The sequence below is a fragment of the Xenorhabdus littoralis genome (genome assembly GCF_033949345.1).
In the GTDB taxonomy this organism is placed as follows: Bacteria; Pseudomonadota; Gammaproteobacteria; order Enterobacterales; family Enterobacteriaceae; genus Xenorhabdus; species Xenorhabdus littoralis.
The window spans coordinates 115,528-136,694 of the sequence record NZ_VCDP01000002.1 but is presented as its reverse complement, the minus strand read 5'-3'; the positions used below and the strand labels follow the sequence as shown (position 1 = coordinate 136,694).

17 protein-coding genes are annotated in these 21,167 nt (G+C 36.8%); 11 read left to right on the top strand and 6 right to left on the bottom strand.

Annotated features, from left to right (window positions below; genetic code table 11):
- The first annotated feature begins 351 nt into the window (after nucleotides 1-351).
- Genes FE394_RS00630 through FE394_RS00590 form a run of 9 tightly spaced genes read left to right on the top strand, consistent with a single transcriptional unit; the run spans nucleotide 352 to nucleotide 8,026 of the window.
- The gene (locus FE394_RS00630; protein ID WP_319924473.1) at nucleotides 352-1,224 is read left to right on the top strand and encodes a hypothetical protein; all 873 of its coding nucleotides are present in this window, start codon (nucleotides 352-354) and stop codon (nucleotides 1,222-1,224) included.
- Nucleotides 1,211-2,038, top strand: coding sequence for an MbnB/TglH/ChrH family RiPP precursor modification enzyme (locus FE394_RS00625; protein ID WP_319924472.1), 828 nt, complete (start codon nucleotides 1,211-1,213; stop codon nucleotides 2,036-2,038). Before FE394_RS00630 ends, FE394_RS00625 begins: the two co-directional genes overlap by 14 nt.
- Nucleotides 2,022-2,747, top strand: coding sequence for a glycosyltransferase family A protein (locus FE394_RS00620; RefSeq protein ID WP_319924471.1), 726 nt, complete (start codon nucleotides 2,022-2,024; stop codon nucleotides 2,745-2,747). The genes FE394_RS00625 and FE394_RS00620 overlap by 17 nt, the downstream gene beginning before the upstream one ends.
- Entirely contained in the window at nucleotides 2,744-3,514 is a 771-nt protein-coding gene (locus FE394_RS00615; protein ID WP_319924470.1) for a phytanoyl-CoA dioxygenase family protein, read from the top strand. Before FE394_RS00620 ends, FE394_RS00615 begins: the two co-directional genes overlap by 4 nt.
- A 54-nt stretch (nucleotides 3,515-3,568) precedes the next feature.
- Entirely contained in the window at nucleotides 3,569-4,657 is a 1,089-nt protein-coding gene (locus FE394_RS00610) for a pyridoxal phosphate-dependent aminotransferase (RefSeq protein WP_319924469.1), read from the top strand.
- Nucleotides 4,658-4,668: 11 nt separating this feature from the next.
- Entirely contained in the window at nucleotides 4,669-5,466 is a 798-nt protein-coding gene (locus tag FE394_RS00605) for a hypothetical protein (RefSeq protein WP_319924468.1), read from the top strand.
- A gap of 9 nt (nucleotides 5,467-5,475) precedes the next feature.
- Nucleotides 5,476-6,267, top strand: a complete 792-nt coding sequence (locus FE394_RS00600) for a TauD/TfdA family dioxygenase (RefSeq protein ID WP_319924467.1) — start codon at nucleotides 5,476-5,478, stop codon at nucleotides 6,265-6,267.
- Between the two features lie 9 nt (nucleotides 6,268-6,276).
- Nucleotides 6,277-7,404 carry a hypothetical protein gene (locus tag FE394_RS00595; RefSeq protein ID WP_319924466.1) on the top strand — a complete coding sequence of 376 codons (1,128 nt, stop codon included), beginning with the start codon at nucleotides 6,277-6,279 and terminating at the stop codon, nucleotides 7,402-7,404.
- Complete coding sequence (locus FE394_RS00590) at nucleotides 7,397-8,026, top strand: ATP-binding cassette domain-containing protein (protein WP_319924465.1); 630 nt, start codon at nucleotides 7,397-7,399, stop codon at nucleotides 8,024-8,026. Before FE394_RS00595 ends, FE394_RS00590 begins: the two co-directional genes overlap by 8 nt.
- Nucleotides 8,027-8,061: 35 nt before the next feature.
- On the opposite strand, the gene dinG is transcribed toward FE394_RS00590, so the two are convergent.
- On the bottom strand, nucleotides 8,062-10,197 hold the full coding sequence (gene dinG / locus FE394_RS00585; RefSeq protein WP_319924464.1) for an ATP-dependent DNA helicase DinG: 2,136 nt from the start codon (nucleotides 10,195-10,197) through the stop codon (nucleotides 8,062-8,064).
- Nucleotides 10,198-10,392: 195 nt separating this feature from the next.
- On the opposite strand from dinG, the gene FE394_RS00580 reads away from it, so the two are divergent.
- Both FE394_RS00580 and sseA read left to right on the top strand, forming a co-directional pair.
- Nucleotides 10,393-10,548 carry a hypothetical protein gene (locus FE394_RS00580; protein WP_319924463.1) on the top strand — a complete coding sequence of 52 codons (156 nt, stop codon included), beginning with the start codon at nucleotides 10,393-10,395 and terminating at the stop codon, nucleotides 10,546-10,548.
- A gap of 84 nt (nucleotides 10,549-10,632) precedes the next feature.
- Nucleotides 10,633-11,472 (top strand): 3-mercaptopyruvate sulfurtransferase, encoded by an 840-nt coding sequence (gene sseA, locus FE394_RS00575; protein WP_319924462.1) that lies wholly within the window; start codon nucleotides 10,633-10,635, stop codon nucleotides 11,470-11,472.
- A 131-nt stretch (nucleotides 11,473-11,603) separates the two neighbouring features.
- Here the strand turns inward: sseA and FE394_RS00570 are convergent, their stop codons facing one another.
- The 5 genes from FE394_RS00570 to FE394_RS00550 all read right to left on the bottom strand — a co-directional run bounded on the left by FE394_RS00570 (nucleotide 11,604) and on the right by FE394_RS00550 (nucleotide 20,464).
- Entirely contained in the window at nucleotides 11,604-11,855 is a 252-nt protein-coding gene (locus FE394_RS00570) for a GlsB/YeaQ/YmgE family stress response membrane protein (RefSeq protein WP_319924461.1), read from the bottom strand.
- Nucleotides 11,856-12,072: 217 nt separating this feature from the next.
- On the bottom strand, nucleotides 12,073-12,222 hold the full coding sequence (locus tag FE394_RS00565) for a hypothetical protein (RefSeq protein ID WP_319924460.1): 150 nt from the start codon (nucleotides 12,220-12,222) through the stop codon (nucleotides 12,073-12,075).
- Nucleotides 12,223-12,559: 337 nt separating this feature from the next.
- Entirely contained in the window at nucleotides 12,560-17,620 is a 5,061-nt protein-coding gene (locus FE394_RS00560) for an RHS repeat-associated core domain-containing protein (RefSeq protein ID WP_319924459.1), read from the bottom strand.
- A 234-nt stretch (nucleotides 17,621-17,854) separates the two neighbouring features.
- Complete coding sequence (locus FE394_RS00555) at nucleotides 17,855-18,970, bottom strand: hypothetical protein (protein ID WP_319924458.1); 1,116 nt, start codon at nucleotides 18,968-18,970, stop codon at nucleotides 17,855-17,857.
- Between the two features lie 438 nt (nucleotides 18,971-19,408).
- On the bottom strand, nucleotides 19,409-20,464 hold the full coding sequence (locus FE394_RS00550) for a hypothetical protein (RefSeq protein WP_319924457.1): 1,056 nt from the start codon (nucleotides 20,462-20,464) through the stop codon (nucleotides 19,409-19,411).
- Between the last annotated feature and the right edge of the window lie 703 nt (nucleotides 20,465-21,167).

Below are 21,167 nucleotides of genomic sequence, written 5' to 3'. Positions count from 1 at the left end.
AAATTTTTCATAAAAATCAAATTCTACCTTACTTACTGTTATATAATATAAATATTAACCCAAAACAACCAGTTAATAAAAAAATAAAGAAATTATTTGATAAACAAAAAACAAACCCTTGACATAGGGAAATATAAAATTAGACTCAATATCGCCAGCAAGGTAATAGTCATTTTAATTTATTAACAGCCTAACTAAAAAATAGGGGAAATAAATGGAAATTGAATTTATTGAAGAATCCGAATCGTCTGTTGAAGTTCTTTGCAATAGCGTCGGATGTCCATAAGCTAACTCCATCCCCCTTTTATAAAAAGGGGGATTAATAATGACTTACATCTAAAAAGAATAAACATGAATACTAAAATCAAAGAGATAAATATTTATTTATCTAAGCTCATATCAAATCCGAAATATTCTATAAAGATGCATGAAAACCCTCATAAATTTATGATAGAGCATGACATCTCTAAAGAAAATAAAGAATTAATTATAAATTTCTTCAAAATTAACGGGGATAAATTTGTAAAATCATCTATTTTGCAAAAAATAAGAAGAATGGATGGGCTAATATCAGCCCTACCCATTCTATATTCCTATTTAGGAAAAGAAAAATTTGAATGTAAATTTGAAGAATATTTTATAAACCTTAGTTTCAACGATAATGTCAAAAAAAACCCGATTTTTGAATCAGTATTTTTTTGTAGGCATATAATAAAAAACACCAAAGATAACATTATAAAAAGCATAGCGTTATATGAAAAAGAAAAAAATAAAATAATAATTAACTTAGAAGTAAAAACATCAGATAACGAAAAAGAAAACAATGGGAATGAAATAGAAAACAATGAGATACCAGAAGCTCTACTCATATCAAATCCAACAATAAGGATCATAAAATTCAACATAGATATTTTATCTTTATTATCAGATATTAATAAAAACACCTCAAAAGAAAACTACCAAAAAAAATCGCAAAGAAAAAAAAGCAAAGTGCTTTTCTATAGGAAAGAAAACTCCAATAAAGTCATTTCATTATCGATAGGGAATATAATACACCATATTATTCTGAAAAGTAAAAAACCAATTCTTGTTTCTGAATTATTAGAAAAAACAAACGAATTATTTAACATTGATGAAGGGTCTGTTATATCAACGTTAAAAATACTTAAAGAAAAAAAATTGATATCCTTTAATAAAAAAGTGATCCACAATGAAAAAATATGAAAAAATGGGTGTTGGTGTTAATTATAAGGCATCAATATCTAAAGAGATATACCAAAACATCCAATGTATAGACGTTCTTGAAATACATTCTGAAAAATTTTTCTTATATAATGACGATGATTATTTAGAAAAAAGTTGCAAGGAAGTTCCCATTATCTTTCATGGGTTAGATATGTCCTTAGGGAGCGACGGTTTTTTAGATGATGATTATCTGAATACATTAAAAAACATCATTATTGATAAGAAACCAAAGTGGTATAGTGATCATTTATCTGCAACAAAGCATGATGATATTGAAGTTGGGCACCTGATGCCAATACAATTCTCAGCTGAGAATGCTTTTAACATAATAGAAAAAATAAAGAAAATAAAAGCAGAAGTTGATGATAACTTTATACTTGAAAATATCACTTATTATTACGAAATGCCAGGATCTGACTTAATAGAAATAGACTTCATCAATGAAATAATAACGGAAAGTGATTGTGGAATGTTACTAGATATTAATAATTTATTTATTAATTCAGTCAATCATAATTATGATCCAAAAAAATTCCTTCTTGAATTACCGCTAGATCATGTTGTCGAAATACACTTGGCCGGTGGAAGTTACAAATTTGATATGCTTATAGATACTCATGCGAATAAAATTTGGAATGAAGTCTGGGAATTATACGAATTGGCACTTTCTAAAACAGATACCAATGCTGTAATAATTGAAAGAGATTCTAATATTGATAGCTATACAACTATTATTGACGAAATAACTATAGCACGTGACATTTATAAGAAAGCATATGAAAATAAAAAATGATATTTTCACAGAAAATACAACATTAAGGATAGCATCGATGGCCAGCATCCCTACCAGAAAAGAGGCTTTATTTCTTTCTGTTAGTTCAATATATTCTCAAGTTAATGAGCTCAATATATATTTGAATGGATATAATGAGATACCTGTATTTTTAAATCGACGTAAGATAAATATTTACGTGAGTTCTCAATTTGGCGATTTTGGTGATGCTTCTAAGTTCTATCCTTTAAAAAACAAAAAAGGTTATTTATTTACACTAGATGATGATCTCATTTATCCACCTGATTATATAAAAAAACTAATTTATAAAGTAGAAAAATACAAAAGAAAATCTTTTATATGTGTACATGGTAATATCATAGATAAGAGTTCACTCTTATCATATTATAAAAACAAAAAAGGAATACACTTTAGCAAGTCTCTCGATGAAGATACGATTGTAAATATTCCCGGCACAGGAACTTTGGCTTATCATTCCTCACTCCATTCTTTTTCAATGAAATCGTTCCCGATAAAAAACATGTCCGATATATGGGTTGCCGTCATAGCCAAACAGAAAAAAATACCTATCATTTGTATTGATAGAGAAAATTATTGGGTTAGAAATGCCATAACTACTCAAGATTCTCATTCTATATATAGCAATAGAAAAAATCTGGATCAAAAAATATCTGAAATAATAAAAAATAAGGAACTATATAAATTATGAAAAATAAATATAAAGAACAATTAAATAAAAAAGGATACATATTGATAAAAAACCACTTCAGTGATGAAGAAAAAACAGCCATTAATATGGATATTCAGTACCTTTATACGAGGAAAGATACGCCAGGAAAAATCATGAAATATTATGAATCCAGCATAATTGATGGCGGAATCCTACTTAACAGAATAGAAAATTTTATTGATAGCAATGAAATAAAATCTATAAATAAAATAGAGAAAAAAGTCTCCCTACTCCTATCAAGCATAATAGAAGAAAAATACTTACTATTTAAAGACAAGATAAATTTAAAACTAAGCGGAGGAGGGGGATTTAAACCTCACCAAGATCACCCTGCGTTCACCAAATTTATTAAAAAAGAAATGTTTAACATAATGATACCTATTGATGATATGAAAATCAGCAATGGTTGCTTGTACATATCAAAAATCCCATTCAAAAGAAAAATAATGCCTATAAATAAAGGGGAAGTTTTGAAAACCATCTATAAAAAATACAAATGGATACCTATTCAAGCTAAGTTTGGAGACCTTATAATATTTAGTTCGTTTATTCTTCATAAATCAAATGACAACCTAACAGATACTCATAGAAAATGTATTTTTCTTACTTACAATAATTCTTTAGAAGGTAATCTGAGAGAAAATTATTTTAGATTCAAAAGAAAATCATTTCCTCCGATGATAGAACGTGACAGCACCATTGATTATTCAAACTGGAAAAACAAGTTAGCGAGAAAGCTCCTTTAAAGTTAAATTTATTTTTATAACCTTTCCCATTTAATATGAAATGAAATTAATTTTATGAACAAAAATTATTTTTATAGATATCATCTATATAATGAAATCCCAGAAATTAAACAATATCAGGCCAAAGAAAACCTAAGTCTGATGGAATTACCATACCAGATTAACTTAGATTACGAAAAAAACCATGAGGCAATAAGACTTATCAATGTAAATAGATATCCAAATTTTAATGTTGATGAATTAAAAGAAAAAATATGTCAAATAAATAAAATATCTTTTGACAACAATGTACTCATAGGCAATGGGCTTTTAGAAGTCATTCAAACAATTTTATTGTCATTTACGACCAGAGAAACCACATTAATAATACCAGACCCTTCATTCTTTATGTTTACACGATTATCAAAAATATGCCGATTGAATATATGTAAAATCCCTTTAACAAACACCCTAAATCTTGATATACCTGCGATTATTCAAGCTACGAAAAAACACCTGAATCCTATAGTGATTATCGATAATCCTAATAATCCAACAGGAGTGTTATTTGAAAAAAACAATTTAGAAAAAATAATAGCCAATTGCAAATGTCCTATTATTATAGATGAAGCATATATAGCCTATTCAAAGAAAAACTCCAGTTGTTTAAATTTTATCACCGCATATGACAACGTTATTATTTTACGAAGTTTTTCTAAAATAGGTTTTGCCGGGTTACGTCTTGGCTATCTGATTTCAAATAGATACCTAACTTCATATATCAATAAGTTTTCACTACAATATTCATTGTGTGATTTTAAAATAAAGCTGGCACTTCACATCCTAGGCAGACATGGTTCCATTTTAAGATATATAAATGAGATAAAAACATTAAGAGATGAATTGACAACTAAAATATCTAATCTAGAAAATATATTCGTACCCAACAGTCAGGCCAATTTTATTTTTCTTAGTAAAAAAAATGACAAATCCGGAGAAAACACTAAGATAGAAAAACTCAATACTGAACTTATTAAGTTAGGCATAAAAATAAACACATTCCCTAAAAACCTCTCAAAAGTTACTGATAACAGCATTAGATTCTCTATTGGCAATAAAGAAACAAATGATATCGTATTAAATTTAATTATGAAAAACATCTAAAAGGTATTGATATGTATTATATACTCGGATATAAATCAATCATACAATCTATGAATGATTCCATATGTCTACATCCTTATCTTTATCATTCTTATGACGACTTCATTAAAAATAAATCTGTTTTTTCTGTCATTCCAAATAAAAAATTCCCCGTATTTACATCTTATAAAGAAGGATTGAAGTTTTGTCAAAACCATCTTATTTCATTAAAAGATAAGTTTTCTGAAAATACCGAAAAAATTGAAAATATGATAAAAAACAAAATATTTTATGAATGGTTTGATACATTAAAAGACCATGATGAAATTTACACTTTGATTAATAAAATTATTAAATTAGTTATAATAAACAAATTATCTTCGTACACAAATGGAACGACAAAAAACTCAATTGGGCTGGCCTGTATTGACTTCAAAGATAATTTTAGCAAACAAGATTTTTTAGAACTTATTTTTCATCAATTAATACATATGGTTTTATTTATTGATGATATCGCAAGCAGTCATATGAAAGAAGATGATAAACTAATCACAGTAGAAGTAGAAGGCATTAAATCTATATTTAATGATAATAAATTCCCCATATACACTCTGTTCCATAGTTATATCGTTGGCGTGGAAATATTTAACTATAGAAGTGAATTATTTGGGATAAAATCAAACTCAACATATCATGGAACAACCGAAAGAATTATAAAATTATGTCAAACAATGGCAATTTCAATAGAAAAAAACATCTTTTTATTCTCAAATAGAGCAAAGGACATATTCAATCTATCAAAAAAATTGATGCCCTATACAAACAATTAAGGAAATAAAATGGAATCAAATAACTTGACGTTATTTAATGAAGTTAAAAATATTATTAACACTAAAGAATATAATCTTTCAGAATACAACCCCAACGTTATTTTTCATAAATTAAAAAAAGGAAACATTGATAAAAACACAAAGCGAGACATTAATGAAAATATAAATAATTTAGGCTATGTATATATTATTAATTTTGATAAAGAAGACAATGTAAATGATGTGGCCATTTTTTTAGAAAACATCTTTGGAGAAACCATAAACAATAAAAATAGAAAACATAAAAAATATGAAATAATAGAATCACAAAAAAAACCAAAATGGTTTTTTGAATCTCATTATTCTCAACCTGTACATACAGATGAAGGTCACGAGAAAACACAACCTGATACACTGGCTCTTTATTGTGAAACGCCCTCTGAAATTGGAGGTGATAGTATATTGGTTAGTGCAAAATCTATTTATAACTTATTAGTTGATAAGTATAACGAGAAAATTCATACTTTATTTAATGATGATTGTGTTTCTTTCATTAATAAACAATTCACAAAAAAAATATTTTCAAAAATAAATAAAAATATTGGAATATCATTTTCACCATTAATAAATAACTTTAAATGCACTAAAGAAGTCCATTCTATTCTTAGAGATTTAACTCACCTCATACACCAAAAAGAAAATCAATATAGATTTAAATTAAAAAATAATCAGTGTGTTGTTTTTAGTAACTATTTATATTTGCATTCCAGAACAGCGTTCCTTGAAAATTCAAAAAGAAAATTATATAGATTTTGGTTTTAGGAGATAAATATGAATTTATTTATTGCTGACGCACTGGAGTACAAAGGTAAGATAAATAAACTTGCTGCAGGAAATAAAAATCTCATTTTATTTTTGTTGTTTTTATTTATTCCAGCAAAATCCGGAGGTGTGTTTAATGGTCTGATACACTTATCACACTATATCGTAATCCCAAATAGTGCCACAAGTTGTTTTTATCTATCCATAATATTCTTATTGATATATATTGTTTTTTATTCTTTGCAAAAAAATTTACTGCCTCTGAGACATTCAAATGGATTTATTTCATCATTGATAAATGATAGAACATTTTTTTCATGTAGAATAATTTTTATGATTTATAGCTCTATTCCTATTTCCCTTTTCTTTTTAATCAGTTTATTATCTGATAACAACAATATTGTATCACACATAGCATCTATATTATTTTTAATCACTTCCTTTGCAGTGATTGGATTTTCTTTATCTGAACTCATGATAATTCATACTGTGATTTTGTCATTTTTATTTATATTGTTATCTATATTTAGATATAACCCATTGTGTGATTTTCTTTATACGATTATTATTTTGTCTTTAGCTTTCCAATTATTTATTCAAACTAAAAAAAACAATAAAAATAACATTGTAATAAGTGGTATTTTTCTACAGCGCCTTCCTTCCTTCCATTTTATTAATGGAATTAATTTTCTATCAACCAACAAAACATTCTGTTTAAATATAATAAACTCAATGATAATTTCATTTACCGTCGCTTATTTAGCACGTCAAGAAACTCCCGAAAAGACTAATGACATTGCCATAATATTCTTTGGGTACACGCTGTATATATCAATGATATTATTCTACAAAATAATTCAAAATAACGAAAACCACCTTAGATATTTAATTAACTTCATCTCTATAAAAAATCTATCATTTTTAAAGTGCTGTTTATCTTTTTCTTTTTTCTCTGTATCTTGTATTTTTTTCTCTTTGTTTTTAATGCCTTTATTCCCTATGACTCTATTTATTTATTATTGCATAATGTCTATTTTTACCACATTAATATGTTTATTAAGAACACAATATACAAAACTCATTGCATTATGTTTTATTGTTTTATCTTCTTATCTGTGGGGACATTTTTATGCTTAAAGTTATTGAATTAGAAGCTATTGTCGGTGATAGGAAAATACTTTCAAACGTTAATTGTCAATTTAATATAGGGTTAAATCGTATTATTGGAAGTAATGGAACGGGAAAGACAACTTTCCTTTCTTGTCTGTCTGGCTTAAAAAAAATGAATAAAGGTAAAATTAATTTCATCAAAGAAAATAAATGCCAAAAATTTAATTTGCAAAAACAGGGGTTTTATCTATCTGACAGTGTTGATTTTTATCATTTCCTTACCGGCCTTGATATTATAAACTTGACGAAACGCTACAAAAAATTAAATCAACACTGTCATCTGGATGATTACTTGTCTGGTTTCGGTATATCAAGTTATTTAAATATAAAATTTGGCGATATGTCACTGGGTACAAAAAGGAAATTATTACTGACATCAGCGCTGATGACTGATGTCGATGTTTATATTTTTGATGAACCGACTAATGGATTGGATTTAAAGTCCATCGATTTCTTTAAAGAGCTTATTAACATTTTTTCAGATGAAAAAATTATTATTTTAAGCTCACATGATGAAAAGTTCACACAAGGATTAACCATTAATGATTATAAAATACATAATAATCAGATTGTTAATACGGGACTTTAATTATGTCGGATTTGGATAAATAACCCAAGCATGAGTTATTTATCCTTTTTCAATATCATCAATTCTTCTTTTGATGGTACTTTAGGTTTCTCAATTGGAAATACAGGTAACGAATTCAAAAGACGTGGTCCGTAACGTTTGGTCAATAATCGATTATCATAAATTACCACATCACCATAGCATTCATGGCTACGGATCAATCTCCCTACTTGTTGAATCAAGTTAAAAGAAGCGCTTGGCAAACTTTGCACTTCAAACGGGTAGCGTTTCAGAGATTTCAGCCATTCACTTTCAGTAATAATGATAGGGTTAGTCACGGGCGGAAATGCGATTTTATGAATATGTACCTGTGAAAGATAATCGCCTTTTAAATCCAATCCTTCAGCAAATGACTGTAATCCAACCAGAACGCTGAATTGTCCTTCATCAATGCGCTTGCAATGCGTTTCTACCAATCGATAACGAGGTTGATCACCTTGTACTAATAACATTAACCGCAGGTCTTTGACAAAAGTAAGAAAACCTTCCATTGCACGCTGACTGCTAAATAGTATCAGCATTCCCCTGTGCTTCCCTTCCATCACCTGCAATCGAAAATAACGAGCCATCTCCTCAAGGTGCTGCATTTCATTTTGAATGGTTGGTTCCTGTATCATTTGAGGAATAATTAAACGCCCCTGCCGCACATGTTCGAAAGGTGATGATAAAGTCACAAAACGATCATCATAGTTTTCATGTAAACCTGTCAGTTCCTGAATACGGGAAAAGCTATTCAGAGAACGTAATGTGGCCGAAGTCACGACAACATGCGGAATATTGCGCCATAACAACTGGGTTAATTGTTCACTGACCCGAATGCCGGCACAGTGAAAATAAAGGTGTGATTGGTTTTTTTCATAGCGACGCGTGAGCCATTTTGATATTGGTGCATGGGAAGACTCTTCCTGTGAAGCCAGACGCCACAGTTTTGTCATATTCTCAAAATAGCCCAATGTTTGGCTGGTTTGCAAAATAGAGCGATGTAATCGAACGATATCCTGTTTAGCCGTCTGATCGCTCAAATCATTTAAAATTGCTTCAGCTAAACCGCGCAATCCATCAGTAAGTTTAAATAATTGCTGACAACATAACAGCAAGCTATCGGGTAATTTTCCCAGCTCGAATAGATATTCTTCTGCTTCACTACGTTCAGGCAATAGCGCTTGTGTGACCTCTGCCAGCTCCTTAAAATATTCACGGATAGTTTCACAATGAGTCTGTAATCGGGGAATATTTGCTAAAGCAGGTGGTTTAGCCGGCCTGAACTGAGTCAGATATTGCTCCACATGGCGGACAAACATATCGAGCTGCCCGTTAAGTTGAAATAACGTGATTTCGCCTTCAACTTCCAGTGAATCCCGTGCAACATCGGGAATATGATGACCTTCATCCAATACCAGCAACAGATTTTTTGCCTCCGGTAAAACGGACTCACTTTCCAGTGCGGCCATCACTAAAGAATGATTGGCAACAACAACATCTGCATCTTCAATTTCCCGGCGAGCGAGAAAAAACGGGCAACGGTGATAAAACTGACAATTTCGCGCCAGGCAGTTCATTTTATCCGTACTGATCTTTCTCCACAAAGAATCTGGTAGTGCCAATTTATGATGATCACGTAAACCGTCCCATGCAAAGGTCGTGTAATCACTACGCAATCGGCGACATAACTCCCGTTCCTCACTATTGGCAACTTCCGCCCGATCTTCGACCAAAAACATCAGATCAATCTGCTCACCCTCTGCGGCACAAATGACCTCCAGATTGCGGGGGCAGACATAACGCGCCCGACCAAAAGCTCCCGTAAATTTCAGGTCAGGAATGATCTTGCGTAGCAACGGCAAATCTTTGCTGTAGATTTGATCTTGCAAGGCAACATTGGCTGTACTTACCACCAATGGTTTCTGTTCTGCCCGACTGACTGCAATCCCCGGAATCAAGTACGACAAAGTTTTTCCGACTCCTGTAGGAGCCTCTATCACTAAATGTCTGCCTTCTTCATCCGCCAGCGTTTTTGCGACTTCTGCAATCATTTGACGTTGGGGTGCGCGTGGAATGAAACCATCAATATGGGTAGATAGTGCCTTATACCATTGACTAATTTGATTTTTTATTGAGCTGGAAAGTGCCATGAGTTTTGCTGCTTAAAAATTGGAAGGCTATTCTCGCATAGAGTTGATATCAAATCAGCTTAATCACGCTGCATCTTAAAATCCATTGGGTATATCACTTGTCTGGAATGCAGAAGCCGATATACTTTTGACTTTCTATCTTTTGGCTTTTTATGGCCGTTATAATGCATTATTAAAATCTTATTGGATACAAAGATGAAAAAAATCCTGCTCATTATCATTATATTATTTTCTATCGGTTCCATTGGCGGTGTTTTTCTTGCGGGATTGAATATGTACACACGCTCAACGACTCCAATAGAAAAGCCGCAACAAATTCAGCAGGAAGATGCCCCGACAGGGCAACAATAAATATATCAGCTTTTATCGCAACACCAGATATTGCAGCATATCACGCTACAATATCCGAGATTACGACATCAGGTGAGGAAGCTCATGAAAAATGAATATTTTGTTAGTCCACAATGGTTAAACGAGCATCTCCATGATGAGAATATCGTTATCATTGATGCCAGTGCCCCAATGCCTACCCAATCCATCGATTATCATCAGCTCTGGTTGGATAAACATATTCCGGGAGCCCAGTTCTTTAATCTTGATAAAGTCGCCAATCTACAGACCAACCTGCCACACATGCTGCCTGAGCCGGAAGTTTTCCGCCAAACTGCCAGTAAAATGGGGATCAGTGAAAATCATCTGGTCGTAATTTACGATCAGGGAAACATGTTTTCTGCTCCACGGGCATGGTGGACATTCAAAATTTTTGGCACACGTAATATCCGTATTCTTGAAGGAGGGTTACAAGGATGGCAGCAGGCTGGTTATCCGACTGAATCAGGAGAAGTTATCCGTTCACCTGAAATTTTCAATATTCAGTTTACCCCGGAAAAAGTCTGTGCTCAGGCACAGATCCTTGATGCCCTGCATAACAAGACACCCATACAATTTGTTGATGCCAGAGCGGAAGATCGCTTTCAGGCAAAAGTTCCAGAACCGCGTCCGGGCTTAAGAATGGGTCATCTTCCCGGCGCTAAAAATGTGCCCTGGACAACTTTGATTGATAATGGAAGTTATAAATCAGCAGAAGAAATTACGGCGATATTTAGTGCACAAGGCGTTGATTTAAACCATCCGATCATGACCAGTTGTGGTTCAGGAATGACAGCCGCCGTTTTAGTATTGGGGCTTGACATGATTGGCCATAAGGAAGCGGGATTATACGATGGTTCTTGGGCTGAATGGGGAGCAGACGATTCTCTTCCGTTAGAAAAATAAATGTCAGAAGAATAATAAATAGCAAAGGGCATATTATTACAATGCCCTTTTTTGTTATTAATCATATTGATTCTTAGATTTATAAAACCACTTTGTAGAATTATTTTGTAAATTTGTAAAAAAGTTGGAAATTATTGATTAGACATTTTATGGTATACAAATAGGACGATCATCGCTCCTACAACAGCAATGGCGAAACTGCCAAAATTAAAGCCATCAACTTTCCCCATTCCAAAGAATGTGCTGATATACCCACCGACAACTGCACCAATCACGCCTAAAATCACCGTCATAATGATACCGCTGCTATTATTTCCCGGCATAATCCACTTAGCAAGAATCCCAGCAATTAGGCCAAAGATAATCCATGATAGGATACCCATATACAACCTCCAATATTGATTAGATAGTTTTCTTACGAATCCAATTACGCTTCTATGCCCTAATTTAAGACACTAACAAAAAAAATTGCAAATCTTAAAAGAGAAGATATTTATCAGTAATTAGTAATACTGATAAATAAGTTTACAAAATAACAGATTACTTTCTTATTATTATGGTATCCCTGAATCCGCATTCAGCCAATTAACAATAATGTCATTATAATCTTGGAGGGGTTGCGCCTGTCCCGAAAGACCAGTCTAAAGCCAAGATGTGGTCAATCGGACTGAATATCATGGTGGGGACTTTGAGGTCATAGCCATTCTCTGCGCCAGCCAGCACTTCCATCAGGTCTGATTTACCGGTCATACTGGGTTCATCCCGAGCGTAAACCAATGCTAAAATCGGCGTACTTGGTATTCAAGGGCTGTACGACAAGGCCAAACATCCGCAAAATAAACAGTAAATTCCTTTTTATTATTATAATCTTGTCCCTCGGTTAAAAATATTTCCTTATTTTCATATTGGTCATAAATAATAATTAATATGTGAATACCAGTAATATAAACATCTCTGTGATAATAGCATCCAGGTATAGAATAAATATCGTAATAAGGTTGCTATAGTATGGAAAAATAAAAGGAGTCTGTCAAAACAGGGCTCCTTTTTATTTTCCTGATGGTAATTCCAGAAATTTATTTTTATATCAAGGAAGGCCAGAGATCAAGGTATTGTAAAAGCTAAATATATCAATATTATTATATGTAGCAGCCTCCGTGCCGAACGTGTTTACAATAAGTCCCCATAACGACACATCTCTCTCCATCATATCATTCAGTAGCCAGTATTGTGGGCTATGAGACACTCCATTCAGGCTCCAAAAATGGCTTATTGAATGAATATATTGTTGATCAAATGGTGTACGGTACATCAGACTACCATTAGTGAAACGCTCAACTATGCTGGAATGAAGTATCTTGATCATCGTTCTACCAGCATCAAGCCCTGTATTCTCGGTTATGAATGGTGCATATAATCTATATACCGTATTAATTGTGATATCTATATAAGGCGGCGCCCCCCCGAACGTCATGGCAGTATTATCAATTTGACTTACCCTCCCTCCCGTCATCGACACATCCATTGGATCAAATCCTAATCTCATCAGAAGCGGATAGTCTTCGTGAATTACTGAAAGACTTGGCACAAATTCAGGTGCTGTAAGCTGTAACGTATGAAAACCACTACCCGCAGGATGTTCAATTTCTTGAATCCAGCCATTGTTTATTGCTTGCGTAAAAGCACCTTCTGCCGTTGTCTGTCTTCCCATTATTTGTGCACCTGCTCCTACAGCCCCTCTTCCACTCAGCCCTGGGGCAAAGCTGCCTATCAGTTTTTCCCCCACCCGCCGCATACCACGGGCAATGCCACCGATGGTGCCAGCTCCCAGACTGAACACCCCAGACAAGATGGAAACACCCCCGAGGATCGCAGACGCCTGTGGATTACTCTCTTCAGTGACGGCACTGGCAATGCCTGTCACATCCGCGATCAGACCACTGATAATAGCTAAATCACCCGCCAACGATGCCCCGCCAGTGGGAACGGCCATAACCAGCCCCACGATAAGTCCGATAGCACCAAAGGCAATCCCCAGAATATTGCCCAGACTCATATGCCCTGAGGGATCGGTGTGATTGATCGGATCGCCCTGACAGTAGGCATACGCATTAAGGCCCCCTGCGCCAAACGGACTCCAGCTGTCGGGTGCATTAAAACGCATCAGTACAGGATTATAAGCCCGATAGCCATTGCCCAGATGATAGACGCCGCCGACCGGGTCAAGGCGTTCGCCGTTATAGGCCGGGATAGCCGGATGACGTTCTTCTTCCGCCTGCTGCCCATGCGGCGAATAACGATGGCGGGTCTGGCTGCCGTCCGCTTGGTGACTAAGCAGAACGCTGCTGTGCCCGTCTGTACCCAGCAACTGGCTGTCGTTCCCCGTCACCGTGGCGACGGCTTCTCCTCTGGCACGCAGCAGACGTGTCGCCACCCCGCTTTCCCGCAGGATTTCCACCACCCGGCTGGCCCCGCGATAGTAAAGCTCATGAGTGTTATCTGTTCCGATTTGTTGCTGCACCAACCGGTTGGTGGCGTCGTAAGCGTAAGTACTGGTCGTGTCATCTAAACTGACAGCCGCCAGCCGCCCCAGGGCATCGTAGGTTAACTGCCGGCCCGCTTCATCTTCAATCAAACGCCCGGCCTGATCATATTTCAGGGAAAGCACGGCAGGATACCCCGGATGGGTGTGGGTGATCGTGTGCAACTGGCAGGGGTCTGACGCACTGTAACGGAATGTGGCCGTATCCGTGCTGCCATCTTCAAGGTTGGAGGTGCAGGTCAGGATATTTCCCAATCGGTCATAGGTAAAGCGCTGGCTGGCCAGAACAAAACCGTAGGCGTCGCGCGGGCATTCCACGCCAGTGCACACATAGGCCATCAGCCAGCCGCGGGCCGGATCGTACGTGTAGCTCTCCTGACGTAATACCCCACTCTGCTGTGAATGGGTCAGGCGAGAAGCCAGCTGCCCTTTGACCGTATACGTTTGTTCCAGAGTCAGGGTCTCTGTTGCTGTCTGGATCTGACGGTAGATCTCCCGACCAAACTCATCCCACTCCAGCGCAGTGGCACACGTCTGCTGATGCTGAATATCATACACCTGCCAGCGCCTGACCCGGCTGGCCGCATCATAAGTGAAAGATACTTCAATATCCGTATCCCGGGCGAAAACAGGGCGGCCAAAGGGATCAAAGTGCACACTGCGGTGTGTGCCCGTCACATCTTGATAGCCGGTCAGCACACCAGAGGAGGAGTAAATGTAGTTTGCCTGCCGCTCATTGTTTTCTTCCGCTGTCTCGTCAAAGCGGAAACTTTCCTGCTGCAACCGGCCGGCGGGGGTATAACTCAGACGGCGAGTGGCCTGCCGGGCTGCACAGGCCTGCGTCATGACCCCGGTTTTCGGCTCATAGGTAAAATACTGCTGCATGTCTCCGGCCGACGCCCGGGTCAGAGCATTTCCCAGCATCATCTCATAGTCATACGTCATTGTCTGGCCTGACGGATCGGTCACCTGACAGGGCAACGGAGCCACGTCCTGATAGGTCGCCTGAGCGGTACGGCCACCACAGGTGATTGATGTCTGGCGGTGCAGGCTGTCAAAACTGCGGGTGCCCAGCACGTGTCCACCGGCCTCAATTTGTGTCACCAGATTGCCGCTGCTGAAAGGAGCATAACTTTTCCGGACAACCGTCCCGTCGCTGTGTGTCAGGGTGCTGACCCGCCCGAACACATCGTAGGCGTAAGCCGTCTTTTGCCCCAGTACATCAATGGTGGCCCGCACCCGGCCAAGACCGTCGTACTGATGACTCTGCTGGCTATACGGTTTGCCTGCCCGGTCATACAGCGTGGTGGTCACCGGACGGTGATTTTGATCATACACTACGGTACTTTTGGCAAAACTCAACCCTCCTGCCTGCCGGGTTATCTGCGTGGTACGGGTCACCGGATCGTAATCTTGTTGGGCACTTTCACCGGTATCCTGAATGGTACGATGTTGCTGTCCCCAGTCATCATATTCAAAACGCAGCCGGGCAGCGACGAGGGTTTCACTACCAGCCTCACTACCGTCATCATTGTCCACGGGCAGACGGTCATAATGCGTCTGGCTGACCCCTCGCCCCCAGCTGTCATACGCCGTTTCGGCCACCTTCCGCCAGCCCTGTGCTTCCTGCCCTTTTTCCAGTACCTCCTGCTGATAGGGCCGTCCCAACCCGTCAACGCGGGTGCGTTGCTGGTTGCCCCAGACATCGGTCTGGGTGGTGGTCACGAAACCGTCTTCCTCAAAGGCATAGGCATACTTAATTTCATGGGCATAATCGGTTTCCGCATTCGTGACCTGCTTCAGCAAACGGCCAACGCCGTCGTAATAGTAATCACAGGTACATTTTTGCGCATTCATTTCATGCCGAACCTGACCACTGAACCGTGATTGGGTGCGGTGGGTGGTGTAGCTGAGTTGGTCATGGCCGGTCCACTGGGTGCTTTGTACCAAATTGTCACCCTGTACGCTGTAGCTAAAGGTCTGCTGGCTCGTCCAGCCCTGTCTCGCCGCCGCCGGAGTCGCCTCATGTACGGTCTCTTCAATGCGCTGGAGACGACCATGATCCGGGGAGCTAACGGCATTGATATAGTGAGTCTGTCTTTCATGCAACAACTGGCCGGTGCTGAACAAGCCTTGATAGGTGCGCACCACAGCATAAGCGGCAGGTGTCCCTTCGCGGGTGGGAAATCGGCTATAGCGATAGATTGTCTGGTGTACTGGGGCATCGTCATAAGCCCCCTCGGGGGAGGAGCGGCCCGGCGTGACGGTCTGGGATTTAACAAAACGCACGAAACCGTGCGGCGAAGGCGGGCAATCGTCGCCTTCGCCGTCAGCCGAATAGTAGATCCAGTCCGTGCGAGTGCCGTCCTGAGCTATCTGCATCATGGGATTGCCCGCCGCATCAAATTCCGTCTGGATAACGTCCCCGTCTGGTTCATCATTAAAACGGACGGTAGCCGATTTCGGCATCTGGAACTGTGCCGGCTGCTGCTCAAAGGCAACCCCAATCTGCGCATAATAGTCGGTCCGGTGTTCCCGTTTGCACTGGTTTTGCTGAATGGTTTCTGACACCAGCAAATGGTAGTTGTTATAGCGCCGGGTAATATGGCGTTGCGAGGTGCCGTCATCCCAGATTTCAGTCGAGCCATACTGATAGTCGGTCATCATGCTATAGAGATAGTCTTCATCACGATCCCAGTTGCCAAATCCGCCGTAACCGAGGAAGTTAAGATCGGTATATTGATACGTCCGCACAATAGCCGGGCCATGGCCGGGATACTGGGTGTACCGGGTGACATAGGGTAACGGGGACAAGGGGACATTCTCGGGAAACCGATGCCCGTCAGACTGGTAATCAACGTGCTCAATCAGCCCGGTCGGGAAGGTGATTTCGGTTAAGAGTCGGACGTGATCCCGGCTGTACCCAAGCTGCCAGACCAAAGTCGGATCAATCGCTGTGTTTTTGACCTGTGTGACATACTCATTCTGAAACAATAACTGGATCTCATGGGATTCCGAGGTATCTGGCCAAACCGTTATTTTCGTATGCACACCCAACTCATAGTTAACGGTTAACAGGACTTGTGTTTCATCCGAGATACGGGTCAGATAGGGGATCACACCCCGATTGAAATCCCAGTCCAGCGTTAAGGAGTGCCCCAACGGGCTAAAAATCTGGGTGGGGACTTTGAGGTCATAGCCATTCTCTGCCCCGGTCAGCACTTCAATCCGGCCGGATTTATGGATCACCCGATAAACATTCTGCTTGGTGTCTTTTTCAAAGCGTACGACATCTTGCTTGTACTGCTTCAGGTAGACGGTCTGATCGGTTTCAATCACCTTATAGCGCTCCCCACTCGCCAACATTAACAGCCGGTTTTGTCGGTCATACTGGGTCAAGCCGGACGTAAATCCAATGCCAAAGCCAGTATTTTTAGTATTCAGGGGACTGTATGACAGTGCCATGGTCAGATCAGGGCCAAGGTGATTGTTGCCGCTAATCTGGGCCACCAGCAACGTGTAATTAAACAGGCCGGTTCTTGGGTCAACGCCGCTTGTCGCCGCACTTTGAAAATTGTGGGCGTTGGAGAAAAAAGTATTATTCATTTGAGGCCTCTTTTTACGGTTGGCGTTCAATGCGCTAATCACAGCCAATAAAGCTGTAACTTGAAAGACGACGGGGATAGTTATTCACTGGATATAGGGCCTGTAGGACTATATCCAGTGAAATGGGTTAAATATTAAAAACAGTTCCGTTTTGATGGAACAATAGATTAAATACACGATCTTTTTTACGAGCAGCCACTTTTAATCGATTTAAGAAAAACATCGCGTTTCTCTTCAGCAGTCAGAGTCAATACTCACCGGTTTAAGTTGAATATCATAATAATTCGTATCAAAATAACTATTTATAACAAAGCTACCCCTATTTCCATATTGATCATAAATAGATATTGGACTCACCCCTATGTAGGGACCAAGATCTCCGATTATATTGGACAAATACAACACAGTAATACAAAGAGCTCCGGGTACTTCATTAATAGTTGCCGTAATATCTATATGTAATTTAAAGTCAGGCAAACCTATATGATCACCCAACTGAACATCCCTTACGGGGCTTAAATTCCATAAATAATGAAGAATAAAATCACTTCCAGAATTAGGGGAATACTCATAGCCACGATAATACGAGTATGGACTATCAAATTCAAAATCATATTTTCTACCCGGTTTTGCATCTATAGGTTTTTCTATTTTATGTGCTTCTGATTTTATAATTCTTCTTTTTCCATGCAGTAGACTTTCCTTGCAGGAAATATATATATTATGATACTCCCAAGAATGTTCGTCATCATTGTCATCATCTTGGTTACTGGGGTAAGATTTTATCTCTAAATTATTTGTTGAATAAATTATTTTAGGAACCCCAATCAATTGAATATATGAATTAAATCCAGATTGTTTTGATTCATTATCTCGTGTAGTGTATTCATGTCCAGATGGTGTCTTGATAAATACACCTATTTTTATTGCTTCAGTTTGGAAACAATAAACATAAAAAGTCACCATATTAGTAGTAGCCAATTCCGCATTAAATTCAGCAGTCAATTTTTTTGTAGAAGAATGATAAATATCTGGCAACTCAGTAAACTCATTAGGGGTTGTCGTGTATGACCATCTCGGTACATCATATTTCCATGTCTGTTGATCCATGAGTATTTCTTCTCCCGTATCATAATCAATAAGACTCACATGCTTTAAAATATTGGAATTGGAAATTGAAATTGCCTTACCATTTAAATCAATTGGTTTAATATAAACATTTACAGCCACCATATTTCTTGCATTAGCAAACAAGTGGGCAGAACCATTCATTCCTTTAATTTCAATGCCAAAGTCACTCACCCCAACCCACTGACCATAATCATCATTATTTTCATATATATGATACATAATCAACCTCTTGGAATTATTCAATAAACATATTAGCTACTGATACATAAACTATAAATTCATCTGGATAACTATATTGACAAAGTAACTAATTTCTATTTCTATACAAATTAATGTCATGATTACATGTGTAGTAAACGTTAAGAAACATGTTTAGGAATATTATAAAATGTCATTTATTACATAGATGGATTATTTTTTATAATTCCATCATGCATATTTTCAATCTCGAAAAATTAGAAAAAATTAATATATTCGCTAAATCATTACTATAACCACATAATCGAGTAAGCAAGCATAGCCAATAAGTCTAAAACTTGAAAGAATGGATATAGTGATTCACTGGGCCTCGTCCTACAAACCCTATATCCAGTGAAATTTTCCAAGCATTAAAAACTGTTCCAGTTTGATGAATCAATAGATTAAATACACGATTTTTTACGGCTCGTCATTATTAACTGATTGAAGTTCAATTTTAGATCTTGTAGGGTCCTTACTTTTCACAATAAAATCACCTGTATTTCCATATTGATCATAGAGAGTTATTCGAAGCTTAGTATTGATATTCTTATATGGTGGATTAAGGTATTTTATATACAACACAGTAAAACAAAGAGCTCCAGGCATTTCTTTAATAGTCGCACTTATATCGTATGTAAATTTACCAATCCCCCAATCGGTTCCATCAAGATTCAATTTAACATCACTTACACAACCTATTTCCCATATATAATGAAAAATATTGTTATATCGACCAGTATGAAAAACAGAATATGCAGCATTAGATCTACCAGCAATATCTACATATATAATACGTCGTTCTCTCTGTAGTGAATTGTTTTTTAAGGATACATATGTATTATGGTATTCCCAATCATCATTACTGTCGATCCGTCGATGACTAGCATAATCTGTTATGTCTATTGTTTCTGTTGAATAAATTATTTCAGGTATCCCAATTAATTGAATATGTGAATTAAATCCAGATTGTCCTGATTCAGTACCTTGTGAAGTGTATTCATCTCCGTTTGGAGTCTTGATAAAAGCACCTATTTTTTTTTCTTCGGCTCGGAAACAATAAACATAAAAAGTCACCATATTAGTAGTTAATTCAGAATCAAATGCTGTAATTGTTTTTTTTGTAAAATAATCAGATATATCTGGCAACTCAGTAAAACTATTAGGGGAGTTCCTATACGCCCATGTGCAGTTATCTCTTGAAACTCCCTTAGCCTGCCTAGTCAGATGTTCTCCCGTTTCATAATCAATCAAATAGACATGATTTAAAAATTTGGAACTAAAAATTGAAATGTCCTTACCGTTGGCGTCAGTTGGTATAATATGAACATCTACAGCCACTACATTTCTTCCATTAGCAAATAAGCGAGTAGAATCATTCATTCCTCGAATTCTCACTCTAATACCATTTACTCCAACCCAATGGCTATAGTCATCTTGTTTTTTATCTTGCTCTTCATATTCATGATGATACATAATCAACCTCTTAGCGTTATTCAAAAAATATATTATCCACCGATACATAAAATATAAATCCATCTGGATAACTATATTTATGATGTAATCACATCCAATTATTTATATGAAATTTAAAGATATTAATCTAAATTAATTATCACGATAAAAATAAAGTCATTACAAATAAACATTATCTATAATGAGATAGTGATATTTCAGGATTAGAGCAACATACTATATGTAAAAAATGCTTTATATAGAAAATATTGAAATCCGCATACCATATATAGGTAAATTATACAGATGTTATTTTACACATTTAGTCATTATTTTTACAATTTTATTATGTATACTATCTATACCTAAATAGATCATAAACCATGAATATATTCATTCAATCGTCATCAATAATTTTATTATAGCCGATCATTTTAGTTACGCCAGATTAAACGTAAAAAAAATTCGCCATATCATTTATTTTATTAATCCGAGTTAATTTTAATATATAAATAATTAAGACTTTAAATTTAGCTGCATTAAAATAAAAAATAAATTCAAAATTAAATATAAAACCAATAAAAACATAATAAAAAATATATAATTAGAAACAATTATTATTCATTAATCATGTTTAATTAGATAATTAGGTGTTACATTAATCTAAAAAATATTCATTTATCTTATATATGCAATAGTCTTTTAAATTTTCCAACCGTGGTAT